Genomic DNA, 18,067 nt, shown 5'->3' on the forward strand with positions numbered 1-18,067 from the left:
GTGATGTTCGTCATGACGGTCGATCAACGCGGGAGCCGTACCGACATCGATCGCGTCGAGGAGATACTCACCCGCCTCGCAGACGTGGACACGGTCCGGCCCTTCGAGCGCACCGCCGGCGACGAGATCCAGGGCGTTCTCGACGACCCGGTGACCCTCGCGCACCTCGCCGTCGAACTGACCGCCGAGGGCCACTGGAGTGTCGGCATCGGTACCGGCGACGTGGAGAAACCGCTGCCCGCCTCCACCCGCGCCGGCCGGGGTGCCGCTTTCCTCCACGCCCGGGACGCGGTCGAGGCGGCCAAACGCCAGCGGATACCGCTGTGCGTCCGCGGACCCGACGCCCGGTGGTGCCGCCACGCCCAGACCGCCGGGCGGCTGATCAGCGACATCGTCGCCACCCGGAGTGCTGCCGGGGTCGAGGCGGTCGCACTCATGCGGCGCGGATTCACCCAGGCCGACGCGGCCGGCGCGCTCGACATCACGCCCCAGGCCATGAGTCAACGGCTCCGGGCCGCCGGCTGGGATCTCGAACCCGATTCGCTCGATCTCCTCGCCGACGCACTCGCCGAGGCCGACCGCTACGTCGCGGAGAGCGTGCGATGACCGGGGTCGCGCTCGTCCTCCTCGTGCTGACCGCCGTCGCACCCGTGCTGTGGCTCGGCGTCGAACACCTGATGCGTGAGCGCGCCCTGGACGGTCTCACCGTGCCGCGGTCGGCGAGGATCGTCCACGCGGCCGGCCTGACGATCCTGCTGGGACTCGCGACCGCGACCGCGATCGTCGCCGCGACCGCCGGGCCCGCCACCGGCTTCCCGGCCGCGGCGGCCACGGTGATCGCGGCCGCCGCGGCCGTGACCGGTGGCGGTCCGGTGGTGCGGGCGGTCCTACAGCTGGGCGGCGTGAGAGCGGCTCCGACTCCACCACCCGACCCTGAGAACGCACCTGCCCCGGAGAACCCCGACCAGACCGGGAACCCGGGGCCGGAACCGACCGACCCGACCGAGGTCGGCCCGCTCCGGGGCGGCCGTGTCATCGGCTATCTCGAACGCCTCGCCGTCGTCACCACGCTGATGGCCGGATGGCCGGAGGGACTCGCGATCATCCTCGCCGTGAAGAGCCTCGCGCGCTATCCCGAACTACGTGCCCCGCAGGCATCGGAGCAGTTCATCATGGGCACCTTCGCCTCGGTGCTGTGGGCGATCGGCCTCGCCGGCATCGCCCACCTCATCACCGCCTGACGACGGTCCGGTCTAGCCCGGGGTACTGCCGGTCTCCTCGATCGCGGCGTCGAGCGACGCGTGGCGCGTCGAACGGCCGGTGCTGATCTCGGGGGCAACCGGCTTGCGGGCCACCGCCTCGGCCTCGGCGACGGCCTGCGCGACCTTGGGATCGGAGGCCAGCGAGAACCAGTCCTCGGTCTCCGACTCGTCGATCTGCGACGGCGGCGAGTCGGTCGGCTCGTACCGGAACACCCCGTCGTCGCCCTGGACGCCGAAGGACTTCGCGAAACCCTGGAGTGCCGAACCGAAGTCGGACGGCACCACCCACACCTTGCTGCCCTCGCCCTTCGCCATCTCCGGCAGCTGCTGGAGGTATTGGTACGCAAGCAGTTCCGGTGTCGGCTTGGCGGCCTTGATCGCCGCGAAGGTCTTCTCGATGGCCTTGGCCTCGCCCTGCGCGTTGAGGTACGCGGCCGCGCGATCACCCTGGGCGCGCAGGATGCGTGACTGCCGCTCCGCCTCGGCGCCGAGGATCGCGGCCTGCTTGGCGCCCTCGGCCGCGAGGATCTGCGACTGCTTGTTGCCCTCGGCCGTCTTGATGGCCGACTCCCGCTGGCCCTCCGCGGCGAGAATCGTCGCGCGCTTCTCGCGGTCGGCCTTCATCTGCTTCTCCATCGACTCCTGGATCGACGGCGGCGGCATGATCGACTTGAGTTCGACGCGGGCGACGCGCAGGCCCCAGCGTCCGGTCGCCTCGTCGAGCACTCCACGGAGCTGCCCGTTGATGGAGTCGCGGGAGGTGAGGGTCTCCTCGAGGGTCATGCCGCCGACCACGTTGCGCAGAGTGGTGATGGTGAGTTGCTCGACGCCGGCGATGTAGTCGTCGATCTCGTAGACCGCCGACCGCGGATTGGTCACCTGGAAGTAGACGACGGTGTCGATGGACAGGGTGAGGTTGTCCTCGGTGATCACCGGTTGCGGCGGGAAGGACACGACCCGCTCACGGATGTCGACGCGCGCCCGGATCCGGTCGATGAACGGCAGCAGCAGCGTGAGCTGTCCCGATACGGTGCGGGTGTAGCGGCCGAGACGTTCGATCACCGCGGCCTCCGCCTGCGGGATCAGGGCCACCGATTTGACCAGCACCACCACCACCAGCAGCACCAGCAGTACGACCACGACCAGGCCGAAGATCTGAAAATCGTCCATCGTTCACCTTTCTCGCGAAGCGTCGAGCAGGTAGGGGTCGAGCATCAGGGAAGCCACACCACGGCGGTCGCACCGTCGATCTGCACGACGGTCACGTGGGTACCGGGTTCGATGACCTGCGCCGGATCCATCGTCCGGGCCGACCAGATGTCGCCCCCGATCTTGACCCGACCGTCGTGTCGGTCCACTTTCTCGGTCACGACCGCCGGTTGCCCCTCGAGCGCCTCGGTGTTCATGAGCACCGCGGGACGGGTGAGCATGTGGCGCTTGGCAACCGGACGGACCGCGACGAGCAGCAGCACCGACACGACGGCGAAGACCAGCCCCTCGACCCACAGGGGTGCCTCCCACACGAAATCCACGCCGGCTGCGGCGAAGGCGCCGCCGGCCAGCATGAGCAGCACCAGTTCGCCACCGAACATCTCCGCGACCACCAGGACGATCGCGGCTGCCAACCACAGCAGGGCGCTCATGTGTCCAGTCTGCCAGAGATGTCCGGGAAGGTCCGGTGCGTAGGACGCGCGACCGGGCGGACTCCGGCCCTAGCCCGCCTCTTCGGCGGCCGTCACGAAGTCGATGAGTTCCTCGACCGAGCGCAGGAGATCGACCTCGAGATCGCGGAAACTGCCGACGCCGCTCAGCACCCGGCGCCACCCGTCCCGCGGATCGCCCCACCCCAGTTGGGCGCAGACCCCGGTCTTCCAGTCGGTGCCGCGCGGGATCTTCGGCCAGGCCGAGATCTTCACCGAGGCTGGCTTCACCGCTTCCCAGACGTCGATGTAGGGGTGACCGCACACCAGCACGTGTTCGCCGACCTCGGCGGTGAGGTGGGCCTCCTTCGAACCGGCGACGAGGTGGTCGACGAGGACGCCGGCGCGACGATGCGGTGCCGGCTGGAACTCGGCGAGGGCGTCGTCGAGGTTGTCCAGACCGTCGAGGCTGACGACCACCACTCCTTCGGCCCGCAGGTCGCCTCCCCACACACGCTCGAGCAGCGTCGCGTCGTGCACACCCTCGACGAAGATCCGGCTGGCCCGCGCGGTGCGGGCCCGGGTACGCGGAGCGGCCCGCGATCCCGACGCCGTCATCGCGGGCTTCTGGGGACCGCGCACGCGCGGGCGGATGAGGGTGACCGTACGACCGTCGATCAGGAACGCACCGGGGTTCATGAGGAACACGCGTGTCCGGCCGTGCCGGTCCTCCAGGCGGACGAGGTCACCGGCGTAACTCTTCTCCAGACCGACGACGGCACCACAGAATCCGGTGGCGGCGTCCTCGACGACGAGGTCACGTTCGGCCGCGACCTCGACCGGACGCGGTTTGGCCCGGCGTGGCTGGGACAGCACATCGCGCCCGTACCGGTCATCCATCGCGTTCCACCTCTTCGGTCCCTGGACATCTGCGTCCAACACCGTATGCGCCAGGACCACCGGCGGCGGGTTGCCACGCCCGGCGACCCGCCGGGGGCCGGCGGTATCCTTGTTCCTTGATGAATCGCAGCGACATCCTCCCCCACATCGTCGCGTGGCCGACCTGCGCACTGGGCGCCTGGGCGGCCGCGTGGCTCACCGGACGATGCTCCCCAGACGACGTGATCGAGGCACTCGCCGAGTCCGCCGACCGGCACGAGGTGCAGACCGAACAGTCCACGTCCGCAACGGGATCCGGCAACGGTGTGCTCGAACTGCTGGGAATGCTGAAGCCTGCTCGGCAACTGGTGGTGCGCCTACCGTCCACCGGTGATCCGCAGGGTCTGCCGCCCCATCCTGCGACGTCGAAGGCGCTGGTCGCCGGCGAGGTACTACTGGTGGACGACTCGGACACGGCCGGCACCCTCGCACTCGTCCCCGAGTTCTCCACCCTCGGCATCGATCCCCCGTACGTGACGTGCCGATGGACGGTCTTCCGGTATGCGGATCGGCTCGACCTCGGTCACCTGGTCTCGTCCGGGCCGTCCGCGGGCGACCTGGAATACGATCTGCGGCAAGCCGTTCGCGATGCGGCGTCGATCATCGGCGGGCTCGGCGGACGCCGATCGGTCGACGCGGGTGACCTCCGCAAGGAGCTTGCGGCCCTCACCTCCCGGCATCGCGTCGCACTGCCGCCGCATGCACTCGACGCCCGCTCGACGCGGCTCATCGACACCGCCGCCCAGGTCGAGGCCATCGTCGACCTGGCCGGCGCTCGACGCGTGGAGATCGGTGATACTGCGGGGCAATGGGATTCGGGCGACTCTGCACTGCGTGGACTGCACACGCTCGCCCGGACAGCACGAGCGGCCGCGGTCAATCACACGATCGGCGAACTGCTCCGCCGCTGAGTCGCGAGCGGGTTGTCGGGCGCGGGTCGAGGCCGCGGCGGCCGATCGGAGACCAGGCCGTACATCGTGACGCCGTTCCAGTCCTCGACTGCGAACTCGGATGCACCCCAGACCTGCGTGTAGTAGCGCCGCAGACTCTCCGAACCGGTCCAAGCGTAGTACGGACGGGACGCAACGATGCAGAATCGCTCGACCTCGCGCATCATGCCGGTCACTGCACGACCGCCGCGTTCCCCGGCCGCAACGATCCCGATCCGGAGGTTGACCGCGTCGTCCGCCGGCGCGGCGAGCCGAGTACTGGTCAACAGTTCGACGACCCGTTCCCGCAACCCGGGAACGTCCGCCGCCACGGTGAAGTCGGCCGGGGTCAGGGGTGGTTTGCCGTCAGGAGAAAGCTCGGCGTCGTGTGGCTGGAAGACCAGAATCCCGACGAGCCGACCTTCCCGTCGTGATCCGAGGACGCATCCCGCATTCAACAAGGGACGTACGAGGATTTCCGCCAGCCATCTCCGCAGGGAACGGTCGGATATGTGCTCTCCGAGCAGCCAGGTGTACAGCGGGATCTCGTGGAGGCCGTCCGCGAGCACATCGACCGCGGAATCGAGATCCTTATCGGTGAGAGTGATCGTCTCGATCACCTCGAATTCTTTGTCACCCATCACAGCCCGCATTGTTTGATCGGCAATGTCGCTGATGAACTGCGGAAACACCACGGGTGGGCCGCGTCGTCGACGCGGCCCACCCGAGAAGGCTTCTCACACAGGCGGCGTCGTGCCGTCGTCCTCCAAGGAACCGGTGATGAGGGTGTCCAGGATCGGTCCGAGAATGTCGGCGTCCAGTTCGATGGTCCCATCTGCCATTGCGGATTCCTTTCTGTTAATCGCCGGCCGGGCTGGGCAGCGTATTTCCAGACTGTCATCTGATGAATCCTGTGGCCATATCAGCCCAATCCTGTTATTCGATCGTTACCGTAGCGAACCATCAATTCGAAATGTGCTGAAACGATAGTAAACAATGGGCTTGTAATCGCTTGTCGGCGAGATCCGACTACGCTTCGCCGGCCGGTGCGGCCACCGGTCGCGTCGGGCGCGCGGCCGGCACACAGCACCGGTCGCGGCACACCCGGCCGTTGTCGCCGCAACCCATCGCGGCCAGGTCGCCGGCGCCGCCGGCGTAGTTCTCCACGAATTCGCCGATCATCTCGATGAACCGCGGATCCGTACCGACGGTCTCCGCGCGCACGTAATCCATCCCGAGTCGTTGCGCCGTCTCGGCGGCCTCGTTGTCGAGGTCCCAGATCACCTCGAGGTGATCCGAGATGAAACCGACGGGATAGACGACGACCCGCCGGACACCCTGTGCTGCCAGGTTTTCCAGGTGGTCACAGATGTCCGGTTCGAGCCACGGGATCTGCGGGGGCCCCGACCGCGACTGCCAGACCTGGTCGAAGTCGTCGACGCCGAGCGCGTCGGCGACCGCCTGCGACGCCGCCACCACCTGACGCGAGTACAGACCACCGCCCTCCGCGGCGGGCCCGGATGCGGCGTCGGCCGTATTCGGGACGGAATGCGCCGTGAACACCAGCCGTACCGGATCCTCGGACTCACCGAGCGCCTCGATCCCGCGACGGACGGCGTCGGCGCCGGCCGCGGTGAACGCGGGATGTGACCAGTACTGCGGCAGCTTGCGAAGCACGACGGCGCCCTCGGGTGTTGTGCTCGAGGGCTCGCGTTCGGCAAGCGCCTTCAACGACCGGTCGATGTCCTCGTGGTACTGGCGACACCCCGAATAACCGCCCCAGGCCGACGTCGGGAAGACCAGGATGCGGCGATGCCCCGCCCGGTACATCTCGGCCAAGGTGTCCTCGGCCATCGGGTGCCAGTTGCGGTTGCCGAAGTACACCGGCAGGTCGAGACCACGGCGCGCCAGATCGGCGCGGAGGCCGTCGATCATGTCCAGGTTCAACCGGTTGATCGGCGACACCCCGCCGAAATGCAGGTAATGCTCGGCGACCGACTCCAGGCGCTCCCGCGGGATCCCCCTGCCCCGGGTCACGTTCTCCAGGAACGGCATGACCTCGTCGGGTCCCTCGGGGCCGCCGAAGGACAGGAACAGGACGGAATCGAAAGCGGTGTCCACTGCGCGTCTCCCCGGGCTCACGACCCGGAGGTCATGCCCTCCGGGAACCAGGTGTTGTGGCTGGCGCCGCCGTCGACGTACACGATGGAGCCGGTGGTGCCGGGCAGCCAGTCGCTGAGCAGCGCGCACACGGACTTGGCGACCACGGTCGGGTCGTCGACGTCCCAGCCGATCGGCGACGCGCCGTCCCAGTACTCGTTGAGCATGTTGAGCTGCTTGGCGTCGTCGGTCGCGGTGCCGGCGATGGCCTTGGCGGCCAGGGTCTTGATGGGTCCGGCGGCGACCAGGTTGGAGCGGACGTTCTTGGCGTTGCCCACTTCTCGCGCCACATAGCGGTTGACCGACTCGAGCGCCGCCTTGGCGACGCCCATCCAGTTGTAGTACGGCATCGCGGTGCGCGGATCGAAGTCCATGCCCACGATCGAGCCGCCCTCGTTCATGACGGGCAGCACGGCGCGGGCCAGCGAGGCGTAGCTCCAGGCCGAGATCTCGAAGGCCTTGGCGGCATCGGGGCCGGGGCCTTCGAGGAACGGCTTGGCGTCGGGTCCCATCAGGGTGCGCGGCGCGAACGCGATCGAGTGCATGACGCCGTCGACGCCCTGCGGGGCGATCTCACGGATCTTGTCGGCCAGTGCCTCGAGATCCTCTTCGTTGGTCACGTCGAGGCCGATGGCCGGCGGCACCTCCTTGGGCAGCCGCTTGGCGATCCGGTCGATCAGCCGCAGCCGCTCCGGGATGCCGGTGATGATCACCGTCGCGCCCTGCTCCTGCGCCATGGCGGCCGCGTGGAAGGCGATCGAGGCGTCGGTGATGATGCCCGTGATGAGGACGGTCTTCCCGTCCAGGATTCCGCTCACGAAGATGTGCTCCTGAGATCGACGTTGATTGTGGTGTGGTGCGGCCGTGGGGCCGTCGGACCCGGACGGGTCAGTGACCCATGCCCATGCCGCCGTCGACCGGGATGACCGCGCCGGAGATGTAGCCGCCCTGGTCGGAGGCGAGGAAGCTGATCGCGGCGGCGACGTCTTCGGGCTTGCCCGTGCGGCCCAGCGGGATGGCCTGCTTGGCCATCTCGATGTAACGATCCTCCATCGCCGCGGTCATGTCGGTCTCGATGAAACCGGGGGCGACGACGTTGGACGTGATGTTCCGCGATCCGATCTCGCGGGCGATCGAGCGCGCCATGCCGATGAGACCGGCCTTGGACGCCGCGTAGTTGACCTGGCCGGGGATACCCGACATCGCGACGACCGAACCGAGGAAGATCATGCGGCCCCACTTGGCACGCTGCATCCACTTGGTGGCGCGCTTCGCGCAGCGGAAGGCGCCGGTCAGGTTGGCGTCGATGACCTTCTCGAAGGACTCCTCGGACAGACGCATGAGCAGCATGTTGTCGGTGATGCCCGCGTTGGCGACGAGGATCTCCACGGGGCCCTGATGGGCCTCGACCTCGGCGAAGGCCGCGTCGACCGACTCCGAGTCGGTGACGTCGCACTTCACGCCGAACAGTCCCTCGGGCGCACCCGAACCGCGGTGGGTGACCGCGACCTTGTGGCCGTCGGCGGCCAGGCGCTGGGCCACGGCCAGGCCGATCCCGCGGTTGCCGCCGGTCACCAGGACCGACCGGGAAGGATTCTGCGCTTCGTTGCTGGATGCCGTCATGGGTGTCTAACCTATCCGTTCTCTTGAAGTCGGCGTCGCGGTGGTCGGCGGACAGGGCACGCCGGTGGGTCGGGGCACGGTGCCCGGGTCAGGGCAACCGGCGATTGATCGCCAGGGCCGCGAACGCCGAGACCAGCGCGAACAACGTACCCGCGATCAGCCACGGCTTCGAGTTGTCCCCCCGACGGGTCTCATACCCGATCTCGTTCTGCAGTTTCTCGTACACCTTGTTGAGCTCGTCGAGGCTGGCCGCAGTGAAGAAGTCGCCGCCCGACAGGTTCGCGATCTTGCGCAGCGAATCGTCGTCGACGGGGACCGGCACGCGGTCGCCCTCGAGTTCGACGGTGCCCGTCCGGGTCCCGAAGGAGATGGTGGAGACCGGGATCTTCTCCTCCTTGGCCTTGCGGGCCGCGGTGAAGGCACCGCGCGGGTCGTCGGGATCGTCGGGCACGGTCTCCTTGCCGTCCGACAGGAGCACGATCCGCGCCGGCGGGGCCGCCTCACCGCCGCCGAGAACGGCGTTGAGGGTGCTGATCTGCTGCAGCGCCGCGAAGATGCCCTCGCCGGTCGCCGTCTTGTCGTCGAGTCGGAGCTTGTCGACGGCGACCTTCGTCGCGTTGTGGTCAGGGGTCGGCGACACCAGGCTCGCCGCGGTGCCGGCGAAGGAGATCAGGCCAAGGTTGATGCCCTCGGTCAGCTCGTCGGCGAACTTCTTCGCCGCCTCCTGAGCGGCCTTGATGCGCGACGGCGACACGTCGGTCGCGTTCATCGACCGGGAGACGTCCATCACGAGGATCACCGTCGCCTTGTTGCGCGGGACCTTGCGGTCGGCCTGCGGGCCGGACAACGCCACCGTCAGCAGCATCAGCGCGACGATGAGCAGCGCGATCGGCACATGGCGGAGCCGGTTGCGGTCGGCCGGTGCGACCGACTTCAGCAGATCGAGGTTCGCGAAGGTCAGCGCACGCTGCTTGCGGCGACGCAGCATGTACACGTAGGCGGCGCCGAGCAGCGCCACGACGAGCAGCAGCAACAACCACCAGGGACTGGACAACATGGTCTACCCCACCCCGGCGGCCAGGCCACGACGGCGCTGGGCGATGAATTTGACGGTGTCGGTGAGCCAGTCGCGATCGGTGCGCAGGGTCAGCGTCGCACCGCCACAGCTGCGCAGCGTCCGGTGCACACGCTCCTGGTGCGCCCGCGCGGCCGCGGCGAAGTCGCGTCGCAGGTCCTCGGTCACGGTCACGTCGTGGATCTCCCCCGATTCGGCGTCGGCCAGAGTGACCTCGCCGATCGGCGGCAGCTCCAGGTCACGCGGGTCGAGGACCTCGACCGCGAGCAGCTCGTGATGGGCGCCGATGGCGCGCAGCGAGCGTTCCCAGTCGATCGGGCCGAGGAAGTCGCTGATCACGACCGCCAGACCCCTGCGACGCTGCGGACGACGCAGGGCCTCGATGCCGGCCTTGAGATCGCCGCGGACACCGGGCGAGCTGCGACGCGTCGTCGCGATCGCCTTGAGCAGGTTCTGGGCGTGTGCGCGCCCGGCCCGTGCAGGGACGCGGACGAGGTCGTCGCCGGTCACGACGAGGGCGCCGTGCCGGTTGCCGCCGCCGGTGGTCAGATGCACGATCGCCGCCGCGGCGGCCACCGCGAGATCGCGTTTGGTGCAGCCGACGGTGCCGAAGTCGAGACTCGCCGACGCGTCGACGACCAGCCAGGTCTCGAGCTCACGGTCGGCGATCATCTGGCGCACGTGCGGCTGGGTGGTCCGTGCGGTGACCGACCACTCCATCCGACGGACGTCGTCGCCCGGCTGGTAGGCGCGCGCCTCCCCCGGCTCCGAACCCGGTCCGGGGATGAGTCCGAGGTGCTCGCCCTGGAGCACGCCGTCGAGCTTGCGACGGACCGTGAGCTCCAGCATCTTCAGAGCCGCGGTGAGCTGGGGCTCCTCGAGCAACCCGGCACCGAGGCTCGGCAGGTCCCGATTAGCCGCCATACCGCGGCGAATTCGGGTTCACCGGACCGGAGCCCTGCGGAACCTGTTGTGCGGCATAGCCATTGGTTCCCTGCGGGGCGGCCTGCGGCATCCCGGCGGCGTGGCCCTGCGGACCGGGACCCGACTGGTAGGAGTTCTGCGCCACCGGCTGCGCGCCGACCTGCGGGAGTCCCACGGTCTGCAGTACCCGGCTGATGACCTGGTCGGCGTCGATCTCGTCGGCGAGGGCGTCGTAGGACAGCACCAGGCGGTGTCGCAGGACGTCGGGCATGATCTCGACGATGTCCTGCGGGATGACGTAGTCGCGTCCGCGCACGAGTGCGAGCGCGCGTGCCGCGGCCACGATGCCCAGGGTCGCGCGGGGCGAGGCGCCGTAGGACAGCCACGACGCGACGTCGTGGAGGCCGAGCTCGGCCGGACGGCGCGTCGCGTTGATGACGCGGACGACGTAGTCGACGAGAGCGTGGTGGACGAAGACGTTCGCGGCGGTCTTCTGCAGACGCAGCATCGCGGCGGGATCGAGTACCTGCGAGGCCGTCGGCGGGACATTGCCCATCCGGTAGACGATCTCGCGCTCCTCCTCCACCGACGGGTAGTCGACGAGGACCTTGAACAGGAAGCGGTCGCGCTGTGCCTCGGGCAGCGGGTAGACACCCTCGTTCTCGATGGGGTTCTGCGTCGCCATCACCAGGAACGGGTCGGGCATCGCGTAGGTCTTGCCGCCGATCGACACGTGTCGCTCGGCCATGACCTCCAGCAGCGCGGACTGCACCTTGGCGGGTGCGCGGTTGATCTCGTCGGCGAGCAGGAAGTTCGCGACCACCGGTCCGAGTTCGGTGTCGAACTGCTCACGGCCCTGGCGGTAGATGCGGGTACCGATGAGGTCGGTGGGCACCAGGTCGGGGGTGAACTGCACCCGGGAGAACGAGCCGCCGACGACCCTGGCGAAGGTCTCGACCGCGAGCGTCTTCGCGACGCCCGGGACACCTTCGAGGAGGATGTGGCCGCGGGCCAGCAGGCCCACGAGAATCCGCTCGACGAGCTGATCCTGACCGACGATGACACGCTTGACCTCGTAGATGGCCCGCTCGAGCAGGGCGACGTCGGCGTCGCTCAGCACCGACGAGTCGGCGCCTGCCGCGGCCGGGTCCCCCGTGGCCGCCTTGTCGAGGGAGTGCGATTCGGTCAACCCGTGCTCCTGTTCGTCTGAACTCTGCTGCTCACTGGTGAGGCCACGTCGAGGCGAGACACCCCCGCGTGTTTGTGCCAGCCTAGCCGTGCGAACTGAAAAGCCGCCAAGAAGATGCACGGCCCGTCGTTCAGACGCCGTCAGACCAGGCGGACGACGTTCGGCATCGCACCGTTGGTACGCAGCGGCGACACCTTGACGACGGAGCCGGACTGCGGGGCCTCGACCATCTTGTTGTCCCCCAGGTAGAGCGCGACGTGCTGGCTCGCGTTCGGGCCGTAGAAGATCATGTCGCCGCGGCGCATCTGCGAGAGCGGGAACTGCGGACCCGAGGTGTACTGGTAACCCGTGTAGTGCGGCAGTTCGATGCCGACGCCGGCGAAGGCGTAGATCATCAGGCCCGAGCAGTCGAAGCCGACCTTGCGGTAGTCGCCGTAGCTGTCGGCGACGCCGCCGTCGCGGATGCCCTGGGTCGGACCGTTGGTGTCACCACCGCCCCAGGCGTAGGTGACGCCCAGCTGCGACAGCGCACGGTTGACGACGATCTCGACCGCCTGCGGGCCGCGCAGACCCGGCCGCACCATGCCGCCCGATCCGCCCCCGCCGCCGGAGCCGCCGAACAAGGAACCGAGACTTCCCGATCCCAGTCGGGAGCTAAGGCTGTCGTTGCCGCTGCTGCCGGTGAGGTCGACGCCGCCGAGACCGAGTTCGTTGAGGAGTTCGGACTGCGGGAGCCGCTGCTCCCCGATGATGGTCGAGAGCATCTGCGAACCCATGTCCAGACCCATGCCGAGGGCCGCCGAACCCACGTCGACCGCGATCCGGGCGGCGGCACGCGCCGCGATCGCGAGCAGTTCGTTGTCGGAGACGTTGGTCGTCGGCAGGTCCGGGAGACTCGGCGCCGACGGGAAGATGTTGGACAGCAGGTCACGGGTGGACGGTCCGGCGGCCTGCTTCTTGGGCACGTAGCCGCGGATCGAGTCGATCTTCTTCTGCACCCGGTCGCGCTTGGCGACCAGGGTGGCCTTGCGCTCCTGCTGTTCGGAGATGGCGGTCTTGGCCTCGGTGACCGCGGACAGTGCGTCGCGCTTGCGCTGTTCGGCGCTCTTGGCGGCGAAGGACGCCTGCCGGCGGGTCGCCTCGACCGCCGCCACGCGATTGGCCTTCTGGTTGCGGGCGACCTGGAGACGTCGGATGGTCTCCTGCTGCTTCTTGCCGACCTGGTCGAGAAGCTTCATCCGGTCCAGGACCGCCTGGGGGTCCGGGGACGCCACGTAGTTCGACATCGAACCCTGCTCGGCGCCCTGCTGGTAGGCGAGCCGGACGAAACCGTCGAACTCCTTCTGCGCCGCGATCACGGCCTGACCGGCCCGATCGAGCTCGGTCCGCGCGCCGCGTGCGGCGACCGTGGCCAGGCGCCGCTGGGCGAGGGAGTTCTGGAAGTCGACGATGGCGCGGTTGACGTCCTCCTGACGCACCGCGAGGGCCTGGTCGAGGTCGACGATGTCCTGGTTCACCGAGGCGATCTCGTTGATCAGCCCGGACACCGGCGACTCGGCCTTCTTCGGGGCCGCGGTCGCATGACCGGCGCCGACCGCGCAGATGAGAACGGCAGCCGTGGCCGCCGTGACGCGCGCCGGCCAGGACGCACCTGTTCTTCCTCGCCTCACCTGAACTCCTTGCGGTTCTGCCGGGGATCTGCGGCGATCTCCGGTTGTCGATCGAACGGCCATGTTCGGCCGCCCCGACCACACACTGCACATCCGTCGCACATGACCCTGTAGGGAACTCAGGCCACACGTGCGACATCAGAACCGTACGTCACATCAACCACACGAGAAAACCGAAAGGAATGAATTACAAAGGCGTGATTACCTGGGAAAATGCTGTGAACTGGAAAAAGTTCACCACCGTGGCCCAGGTCTCGAATTCGCAACAAAACGGTGCGCGAACCGGATGGGGTACGAGCACGAAGACGCCGGCACCGATGGACCGCGGGAAGCGGCCGTCAGCGATGCCGGCGAAACGAGAGGTGGGACCTCAGGAGGATGGCGCGTCCGAGTCCGAACCCTCCGACGACGCGGCCCCGGCGCCGGCCGGGGTCAGCGGACCGAGCGGGCCGCTCGCCGCTGCGGCGCGTGCGCGCCGGGTGCGGAGTCGGGCGCCCGCCGCACCGAGCACGACGACCAGGATGAGGACGAGTCCGACGACGGTCCAGTCGACGTGTGAACCGGTCATCGAGTCGACCATCTGTCGCGCGGCCCCGGGCGGATCGGTGAGGGCGAGATTCTGGGTCGCCTCCTCCTGGATCACCCGGCTGAACTCGGGCGAGGAGCTGCCGACAGAGTTGGGGCCGAGCACGATCACGGTGCCGCCGACCTGCTCCTGGAGCTGGTTGGCGATGTCGCGGTAGAGGCTGAAGCGCGGCTGCACCTGGTCGACGACCACGAAGCTGAAGTCCTGGCCCTTGGACTTGGCGTACTCGATCACCTCGAGCATCCCGGGTACCTGCTCGGGAGTGGCGCCCGCCACCCCGTCGTCGGCGATGTCGCGCGAAAGCTCGGCCATGTCGACCCCGACGAGTCCCGTGAGTTCGTTGTTCTCCGCGGGAGCGGCCAGCATCAACGTCGTCGGCTCGGGACCCATGTGGCCTCACCCCTGTCTGTCGGTAACACCCCGCGGCGAGCAAACCGCACGCTCACCGGACTTCGACCTGCACGGTACGACACAATGGACGCGTCCGGGTATTCGGCCACGACGAGAGGCCCCGGCGGCGTGTCGTCCCCACCCGGCTTCGGCAGTACGCTCGTACTGTTAGACTGGACGATGTTGTCGCGGGTCGCCTCGCGGACATCCGATGGCACCGGTGCAGCCCGCCGGGTTCAGAAATTCATCGAGCATCGCCGACGCAGCCCGTCGGTACACGAGGAGAGTGGATTTAGACGTGAGTATCAATTCCTTCGGCGCCCGCGGCACGCTGGACGTCGGCGACAACAGCTACGAGATCTACCGCCTGAACGCCGTCAAGGGCGCCGAGAAACTCCCCTACGCCCTCAAGGTGCTGACCGAGAACCTCCTCCGTACCGAGGACGGCGCCAACATCACCAAGGATCACATCGAGGCCCTGGCCAACTGGGATCCGAGCGCCGAGCCGAGCATCGAGATCCAGTTCACCCCCGCCCGCGTGATCATGCAGGACTTCACCGGCGTGCCCTGCATCGTGGACCTCACCACGATGCGTGACGCCGTCAAGGAGCTCGGCGGCGACCCGGACAAGGTCAACCCGCTCGCACCCGCCGAGATGGTCATCGACCACTCGGTGATCATCGAGGCCTTCGGCAACGCCCAGGCCTTCGAGCGCAACGTCGAGATCGAGTACCAGCGCAACGAAGAGCGCTACAAGTTCCTCCGCTGGGGCCAGGGCGCCTTCGACGACTTCCGCGTCGTCCCGCCGGGCACCGGCATCGTCCACCAGGTCAACATCGAGCACCTCGCGCGCTCGGTCATGGTCCGTGACGGCGTCGCCTACCCCGACACCTGCATCGGCACCGACTCGCACACCACCATGGAGAACGGTCTCGGCGTCCTGGGCTGGGGCGTCGGCGGCATCGAGGCCGAGGCAGCGATGCTCGGCCAGCCGGTCTCGATGCTCATCCCGCGCGTCGTCGGCTTCAAGCTGACCGGTGCCACCAAGCCGGGCGTGACCGCCACCGACGTGGTCCTCACCATCACCGAGATGCTGCGCAAGCACGGTGTGGTCGGCAAGTTCGTCGAGTTCTACGGCAACGGCGTCGCCGAGGTGCCGCTGGCCAACCGCGCCACCATCGGCAACATGAGCCCCGAGTTCGGTTCGACCTGTGCGATGTTCCCCATCGACGAGGAGACCGTGAAGTACCTGCGCCTCACCGGCCGCAGCGAAGAGACGCTCGCCCTCGTCGAGGCCTACGCCAAGGAACAGGGCATGTGGCTGGAGAAGGACGCCGACGAGGCCGTCTACTCCGAGTACCTCGAACTCGACCTGGCCGACGTCGTCCCGTCGATCGCCGGCCCGAAGCGTCCGCAGGACCGCATCGAGCTGTGGGACGCCAAGAACGCCTTCCGCAAGGACATCCACAACTACGTGGAGAACGGCACCGCCACCCCGCACACGCAGCTCGACGAGGCCGTCGAGGAGTCCTTCCCGGCTTCCGACCCGGCCACGCTGTCCTTCGCCGACGACGGCGCACAGCTCCCGTCGGCCGCCAACGGCGCCGAGGGCCGCCCGACCAACCCGGTGCGCGTGGACTCCGAAGAGCGCGGCTCAATGATCCTCGACCACGGCATCGTGACCATCGCGTCGATCACCAGCTGCACCAACACCTCCAACCCGTCGGTCATGCTCGGCGCGGCGCTGCTCGCCAAGAAGGCTGTCGAGAAGGGCCTGACCTCCAAGCCGTGGGTCAAGACCTCGATGGCTCCGGGTTCGCAGGTCGTCACCGGCTACTACGACAAGGCCGGCGTGTGGCCCTACCTGGAGAAGCTGGGCTTCTACCTGGTCGGCTACGGCTGCACCACCTGCATCGGCAACTCGGGCCCGCTGCCCGAGGAGATCTCGAAGGCGATCAACGACAACGACATCACCGCCACCGCGGTGCTGTCGGGCAACCGCAACTTCGAGGGTCGCATCAACCCCGACGTGAAGATGAACTACCTGGCCTCGCCGCCGCTGGTCATCGCCTACGCGATCGCCGGCACGATGGACTTCGACTTCGAGACCGATCCGCTGGGTCAGGACACCGAGGGCAACGACGTCTTCCTGAAGGACATCTGGCCGACCAACGAGGAGATCGAGGCGACCATCGCCTCGTCGATCTCGGCCGAGCAGTATGCCGCCGACTACGCCGACGTCTTCAAGGGCGACGAGCGCTGGCAGAACCTGCCGACCCCGTCGGGCAAGACCTTCGAGTGGGACGACAAGTCCACCTACGTGCGGAAGCCTCCGTACTTCGAGGGCATGCAGCTCGAGCCGTCGCCCGTCTCCGACATCAAGGGCGCTCGCGTGCTCGCGAAGCTCGGCGACTCGGTGACCACCGACCACATCTCCCCCGCGTCGACGATCAAGCCCGGCACCCCCGCCGCGCAGTACCTCGACGCCAACGGTGTGGCACGCAAGGACTACAACTCGCTGGGCGCCCGTCGTGGCAACCACGAGGTGATGATCCGCTCGACCTTCGGCAACATCCGCCTGCAGAACCAGCTGCTCGACGGTGTCACCGGCGGTTACACCCGCGACTTCACCCAGGAAGGTGCGCCGCAGTCGTTCATCTACGACGCCGCGCAGAACTACGCCGCACAGAACACCCCGCTCGTCGTGCTCGGCGGCAAGGAGTACGGCACCGGTTCGTCGCGTGACTGGGCGGCCAAGGGCACCAGCCTGCTGGGCGTCAAGGCGGTCATCACCGAGAGCTTCGAGCGCATCCACCGCTCGAACCTGATCGGTATGGGCGTCATCCCGCTGCAGTTCCCCGAGGGCGAGTCGCACAAGTCGCTGGGCCTCGACGGCACCGAGACGTTCGACATCTCGGGTATCGAGGAGCTCAACGAGGGCAAGACCCCGAAGACCGTGCACGTCACCGCCACCAAGGAGGACGGCTCGAAGGTGGAGTTCGATGCGAAGGTCCGCATCGACACCCCCGGCGAAGCCGACTACTACCGCAACGGAGGCATCCTGCAGTACGTGCTGCGGAACATGATCAAGAGCTGACAAGGAGCACGCGACGTGCCCAAGGTCAGTGATGACCGCCTTGCCGCGCGTCGTCGGGAGATTCTCGACGGCGCGCGGCACTGCTTCGCGGAGTACGGATACGACGGTGCGACCGTCAAGCGGATCGAGGAGTCGACGGGCCTGTCCCGCGGCGCGATCTTCCACCACTACCGGGACAAGGAGGCGCTCTTCCTCGCGCTCGCACACGAGGACGCCGAGCGCATGGCCGATGTAGCCGCAGAGGAGGGCCTCGTACAGGTCATGCGTGACATGCTCACGCGGCCAGAGGATTTCGACTGGCTCGGCACCCGTCTCGAGATCGCGCGAAAGTTGCGCACCGACAACAGCTTTCGGGCTGAATGGACTGCGCGGTCGGCCGAACTCGAACAGGCCACCCTCCGCCGGCTCGAACGCGGCCGCCAGGCCGGTCGGCTTCGCGATGACGTCCCCACCGAGGTCCTGGTCAAGTATCTGGATCTCGTCCTCGACGGACTGATCACCCGATTGGCGTCAGGTCAGCCCACCGCCGATCTGCATGCAGTCCTCGACCTCGTCGAGGAGTCGGTGCGGGCCAAGGACTGAG

Annotated in this window: 17 protein-coding genes; 5 read left to right on the plus strand and 12 right to left on the minus strand. The window is 68.1% G+C overall.

Going from position 1 to position 18,067, the window contains the following annotated elements:
- Window positions 1–3 precede the first annotated feature (3 nt).
- Both BLU62_RS07655 and BLU62_RS07660 read left to right on the plus strand, forming a co-directional pair.
- Window positions 4–606, plus strand: coding sequence for a hypothetical protein (locus BLU62_RS07655; protein WP_074848973.1), 603 nt, complete (start codon window positions 4–6; stop codon window positions 604–606).
- On the plus strand, window positions 603–1,241 hold the full coding sequence (locus BLU62_RS07660; RefSeq protein ID WP_074848974.1) for a hypothetical protein: 639 nt from the start codon (window positions 603–605) through the stop codon (window positions 1,239–1,241). Before BLU62_RS07655 ends, BLU62_RS07660 begins: the two co-directional genes overlap by 4 nt.
- Window positions 1,242–1,253: 12 nt before the next feature.
- Here the strand turns inward: BLU62_RS07660 and BLU62_RS07665 are convergent, their stop codons facing one another.
- From BLU62_RS07665 to BLU62_RS07675, 3 genes are all read right to left on the minus strand, one after another.
- Entirely contained in the window at window positions 1,254–2,432 is a 1,179-nt protein-coding gene (locus BLU62_RS07665) for an SPFH domain-containing protein (protein ID WP_074848975.1), read from the minus strand.
- 44 nt (window positions 2,433–2,476) lie between these two features.
- Complete coding sequence (locus BLU62_RS07670; protein ID WP_074848976.1) at window positions 2,477–2,905, minus strand: NfeD family protein; 429 nt, start codon at window positions 2,903–2,905, stop codon at window positions 2,477–2,479.
- Window positions 2,906–2,974: 69 nt separating this feature from the next.
- On the minus strand, window positions 2,975–3,802 hold the full coding sequence (locus tag BLU62_RS07675; protein WP_074848977.1) for a DUF3097 domain-containing protein: 828 nt from the start codon (window positions 3,800–3,802) through the stop codon (window positions 2,975–2,977).
- A gap of 119 nt (window positions 3,803–3,921) precedes the next feature.
- On the opposite strand from BLU62_RS07675, the gene BLU62_RS07680 reads away from it, so the two are divergent.
- A complete protein-coding gene (locus BLU62_RS07680; RefSeq protein WP_074848978.1) occupies window positions 3,922–4,752 on the plus strand; it encodes a serine/threonine protein kinase in 831 nt (276 codons plus the stop codon).
- On the opposite strand, the gene BLU62_RS07685 is transcribed toward BLU62_RS07680, so the two are convergent.
- The 9 genes from BLU62_RS07685 to BLU62_RS07725 form a co-directional block, all read right to left on the minus strand.
- Window positions 4,722–5,411, minus strand: coding sequence for a hypothetical protein (locus BLU62_RS07685; protein ID WP_074852755.1), 690 nt, complete (start codon window positions 5,409–5,411; stop codon window positions 4,722–4,724). The two genes, BLU62_RS07680 and BLU62_RS07685, sit on opposite strands and share 31 nt — an antisense overlap.
- A gap of 388 nt (window positions 5,412–5,799) precedes the next feature.
- A complete protein-coding gene (locus BLU62_RS07690; RefSeq protein ID WP_074848979.1) occupies window positions 5,800–6,891 on the minus strand; it encodes a ferrochelatase in 1,092 nt (363 codons plus the stop codon).
- Between the two features lie 17 nt (window positions 6,892–6,908).
- On the minus strand, window positions 6,909–7,748 hold the full coding sequence (inhA, locus tag BLU62_RS07695) for an NADH-dependent enoyl-ACP reductase InhA (RefSeq protein ID WP_074848980.1): 840 nt from the start codon (window positions 7,746–7,748) through the stop codon (window positions 6,909–6,911).
- A gap of 70 nt (window positions 7,749–7,818) precedes the next feature.
- The gene (fabG1, locus tag BLU62_RS07700; RefSeq protein WP_074848981.1) at window positions 7,819–8,553 is read right to left on the minus strand and encodes a 3-oxoacyl-ACP reductase FabG1; all 735 of its coding nucleotides are present in this window, start codon (window positions 8,551–8,553) and stop codon (window positions 7,819–7,821) included.
- A gap of 88 nt (window positions 8,554–8,641) precedes the next feature.
- Complete coding sequence (locus BLU62_RS07705) at window positions 8,642–9,610, minus strand: VWA domain-containing protein (protein WP_074848982.1); 969 nt, start codon at window positions 9,608–9,610, stop codon at window positions 8,642–8,644.
- A gap of 3 nt (window positions 9,611–9,613) precedes the next feature.
- Window positions 9,614–10,552, minus strand: coding sequence for a DUF58 domain-containing protein (locus tag BLU62_RS07710; protein ID WP_074848983.1), 939 nt, complete (start codon window positions 10,550–10,552; stop codon window positions 9,614–9,616).
- Window positions 10,542–11,741, minus strand: a complete 1,200-nt coding sequence (locus tag BLU62_RS07715) for an AAA family ATPase (protein ID WP_074848984.1) — start codon at window positions 11,739–11,741, stop codon at window positions 10,542–10,544. The genes BLU62_RS07710 and BLU62_RS07715 overlap by 11 nt, the downstream gene beginning before the upstream one ends.
- A gap of 140 nt (window positions 11,742–11,881) precedes the next feature.
- A complete protein-coding gene (locus BLU62_RS07720) occupies window positions 11,882–13,411 on the minus strand; it encodes an NlpC/P60 family protein (protein WP_074848985.1) in 1,530 nt (509 codons plus the stop codon).
- A gap of 370 nt (window positions 13,412–13,781) precedes the next feature.
- On the minus strand, window positions 13,782–14,387 hold the full coding sequence (locus BLU62_RS07725; protein ID WP_074848986.1) for an Rv1476 family membrane protein: 606 nt from the start codon (window positions 14,385–14,387) through the stop codon (window positions 13,782–13,784).
- Window positions 14,388–14,685: 298 nt separating this feature from the next.
- Here BLU62_RS07725 and BLU62_RS07730 point away from each other — a divergent pair, with 298 nt between their 5' ends.
- Both BLU62_RS07730 and BLU62_RS07735 read left to right on the plus strand, forming a co-directional pair.
- Window positions 14,686–17,484 (plus strand): aconitate hydratase, encoded by a 2,799-nt coding sequence (locus BLU62_RS07730; protein WP_074848987.1) that lies wholly within the window; start codon window positions 14,686–14,688, stop codon window positions 17,482–17,484.
- 15 nt (window positions 17,485–17,499) lie between these two features.
- Window positions 17,500–18,066, plus strand: coding sequence for a TetR/AcrR family transcriptional regulator (locus BLU62_RS07735; RefSeq protein WP_074848988.1), 567 nt, complete (start codon window positions 17,500–17,502; stop codon window positions 18,064–18,066).
- Window position 18,067: the final 1 nt, after the last annotated feature.

This window comes from Gordonia westfalica (genome assembly GCF_900105725.1).
GTDB lineage: Bacteria > Actinomycetota > Actinomycetes > Mycobacteriales > Mycobacteriaceae > Gordonia > Gordonia westfalica.

Excerpts from the sequence above, each read along its gene's own strand:
- BLU62_RS07655 (WP_074848973.1), top strand. The coding sequence starts at position 4 with ATGTTCGTCATGACGGTCGATCAACGCGGGAGCCGTACCGACATCGAT.
- BLU62_RS07660 (WP_074848974.1), top strand. The coding sequence starts at position 603 with ATGACCGGGGTCGCGCTCGTCCTCCTCGTGCTGACCGCCGTCGCACCC.
- BLU62_RS07665 (WP_074848975.1), bottom strand. The coding sequence starts at position 2,432 with ATGGACGATTTTCAGATCTTCGGCCTGGTCGTGGTCGTACTGCTGGTG.
- BLU62_RS07670 (WP_074848976.1), bottom strand. The coding sequence starts at position 2,905 with ATGAGCGCCCTGCTGTGGTTGGCAGCCGCGATCGTCCTGGTGGTCGCG.
- BLU62_RS07675 (WP_074848977.1), bottom strand. The coding sequence starts at position 3,802 with ATGGATGACCGGTACGGGCGCGATGTGCTGTCCCAGCCACGCCGGGCC.
- BLU62_RS07680 (WP_074848978.1), top strand. The coding sequence starts at position 3,922 with ATGAATCGCAGCGACATCCTCCCCCACATCGTCGCGTGGCCGACCTGC.
- BLU62_RS07685 (WP_074852755.1), bottom strand. The coding sequence starts at position 5,411 with ATGGGTGACAAAGAATTCGAGGTGATCGAGACGATCACTCTCACCGAT.
- fabG1 (WP_074848981.1), bottom strand. The coding sequence starts at position 8,553 with ATGACGGCATCCAGCAACGAAGCGCAGAATCCTTCCCGGTCGGTCCTG.
- BLU62_RS07705 (WP_074848982.1), bottom strand. The coding sequence starts at position 9,610 with ATGTTGTCCAGTCCCTGGTGGTTGTTGCTGCTGCTCGTCGTGGCGCTG.
- BLU62_RS07710 (WP_074848983.1), bottom strand. The coding sequence starts at position 10,552 with ATGGCGGCTAATCGGGACCTGCCGAGCCTCGGTGCCGGGTTGCTCGAG.
- BLU62_RS07725 (WP_074848986.1), bottom strand. The coding sequence starts at position 14,387 with ATGGGTCCCGAGCCGACGACGTTGATGCTGGCCGCTCCCGCGGAGAAC.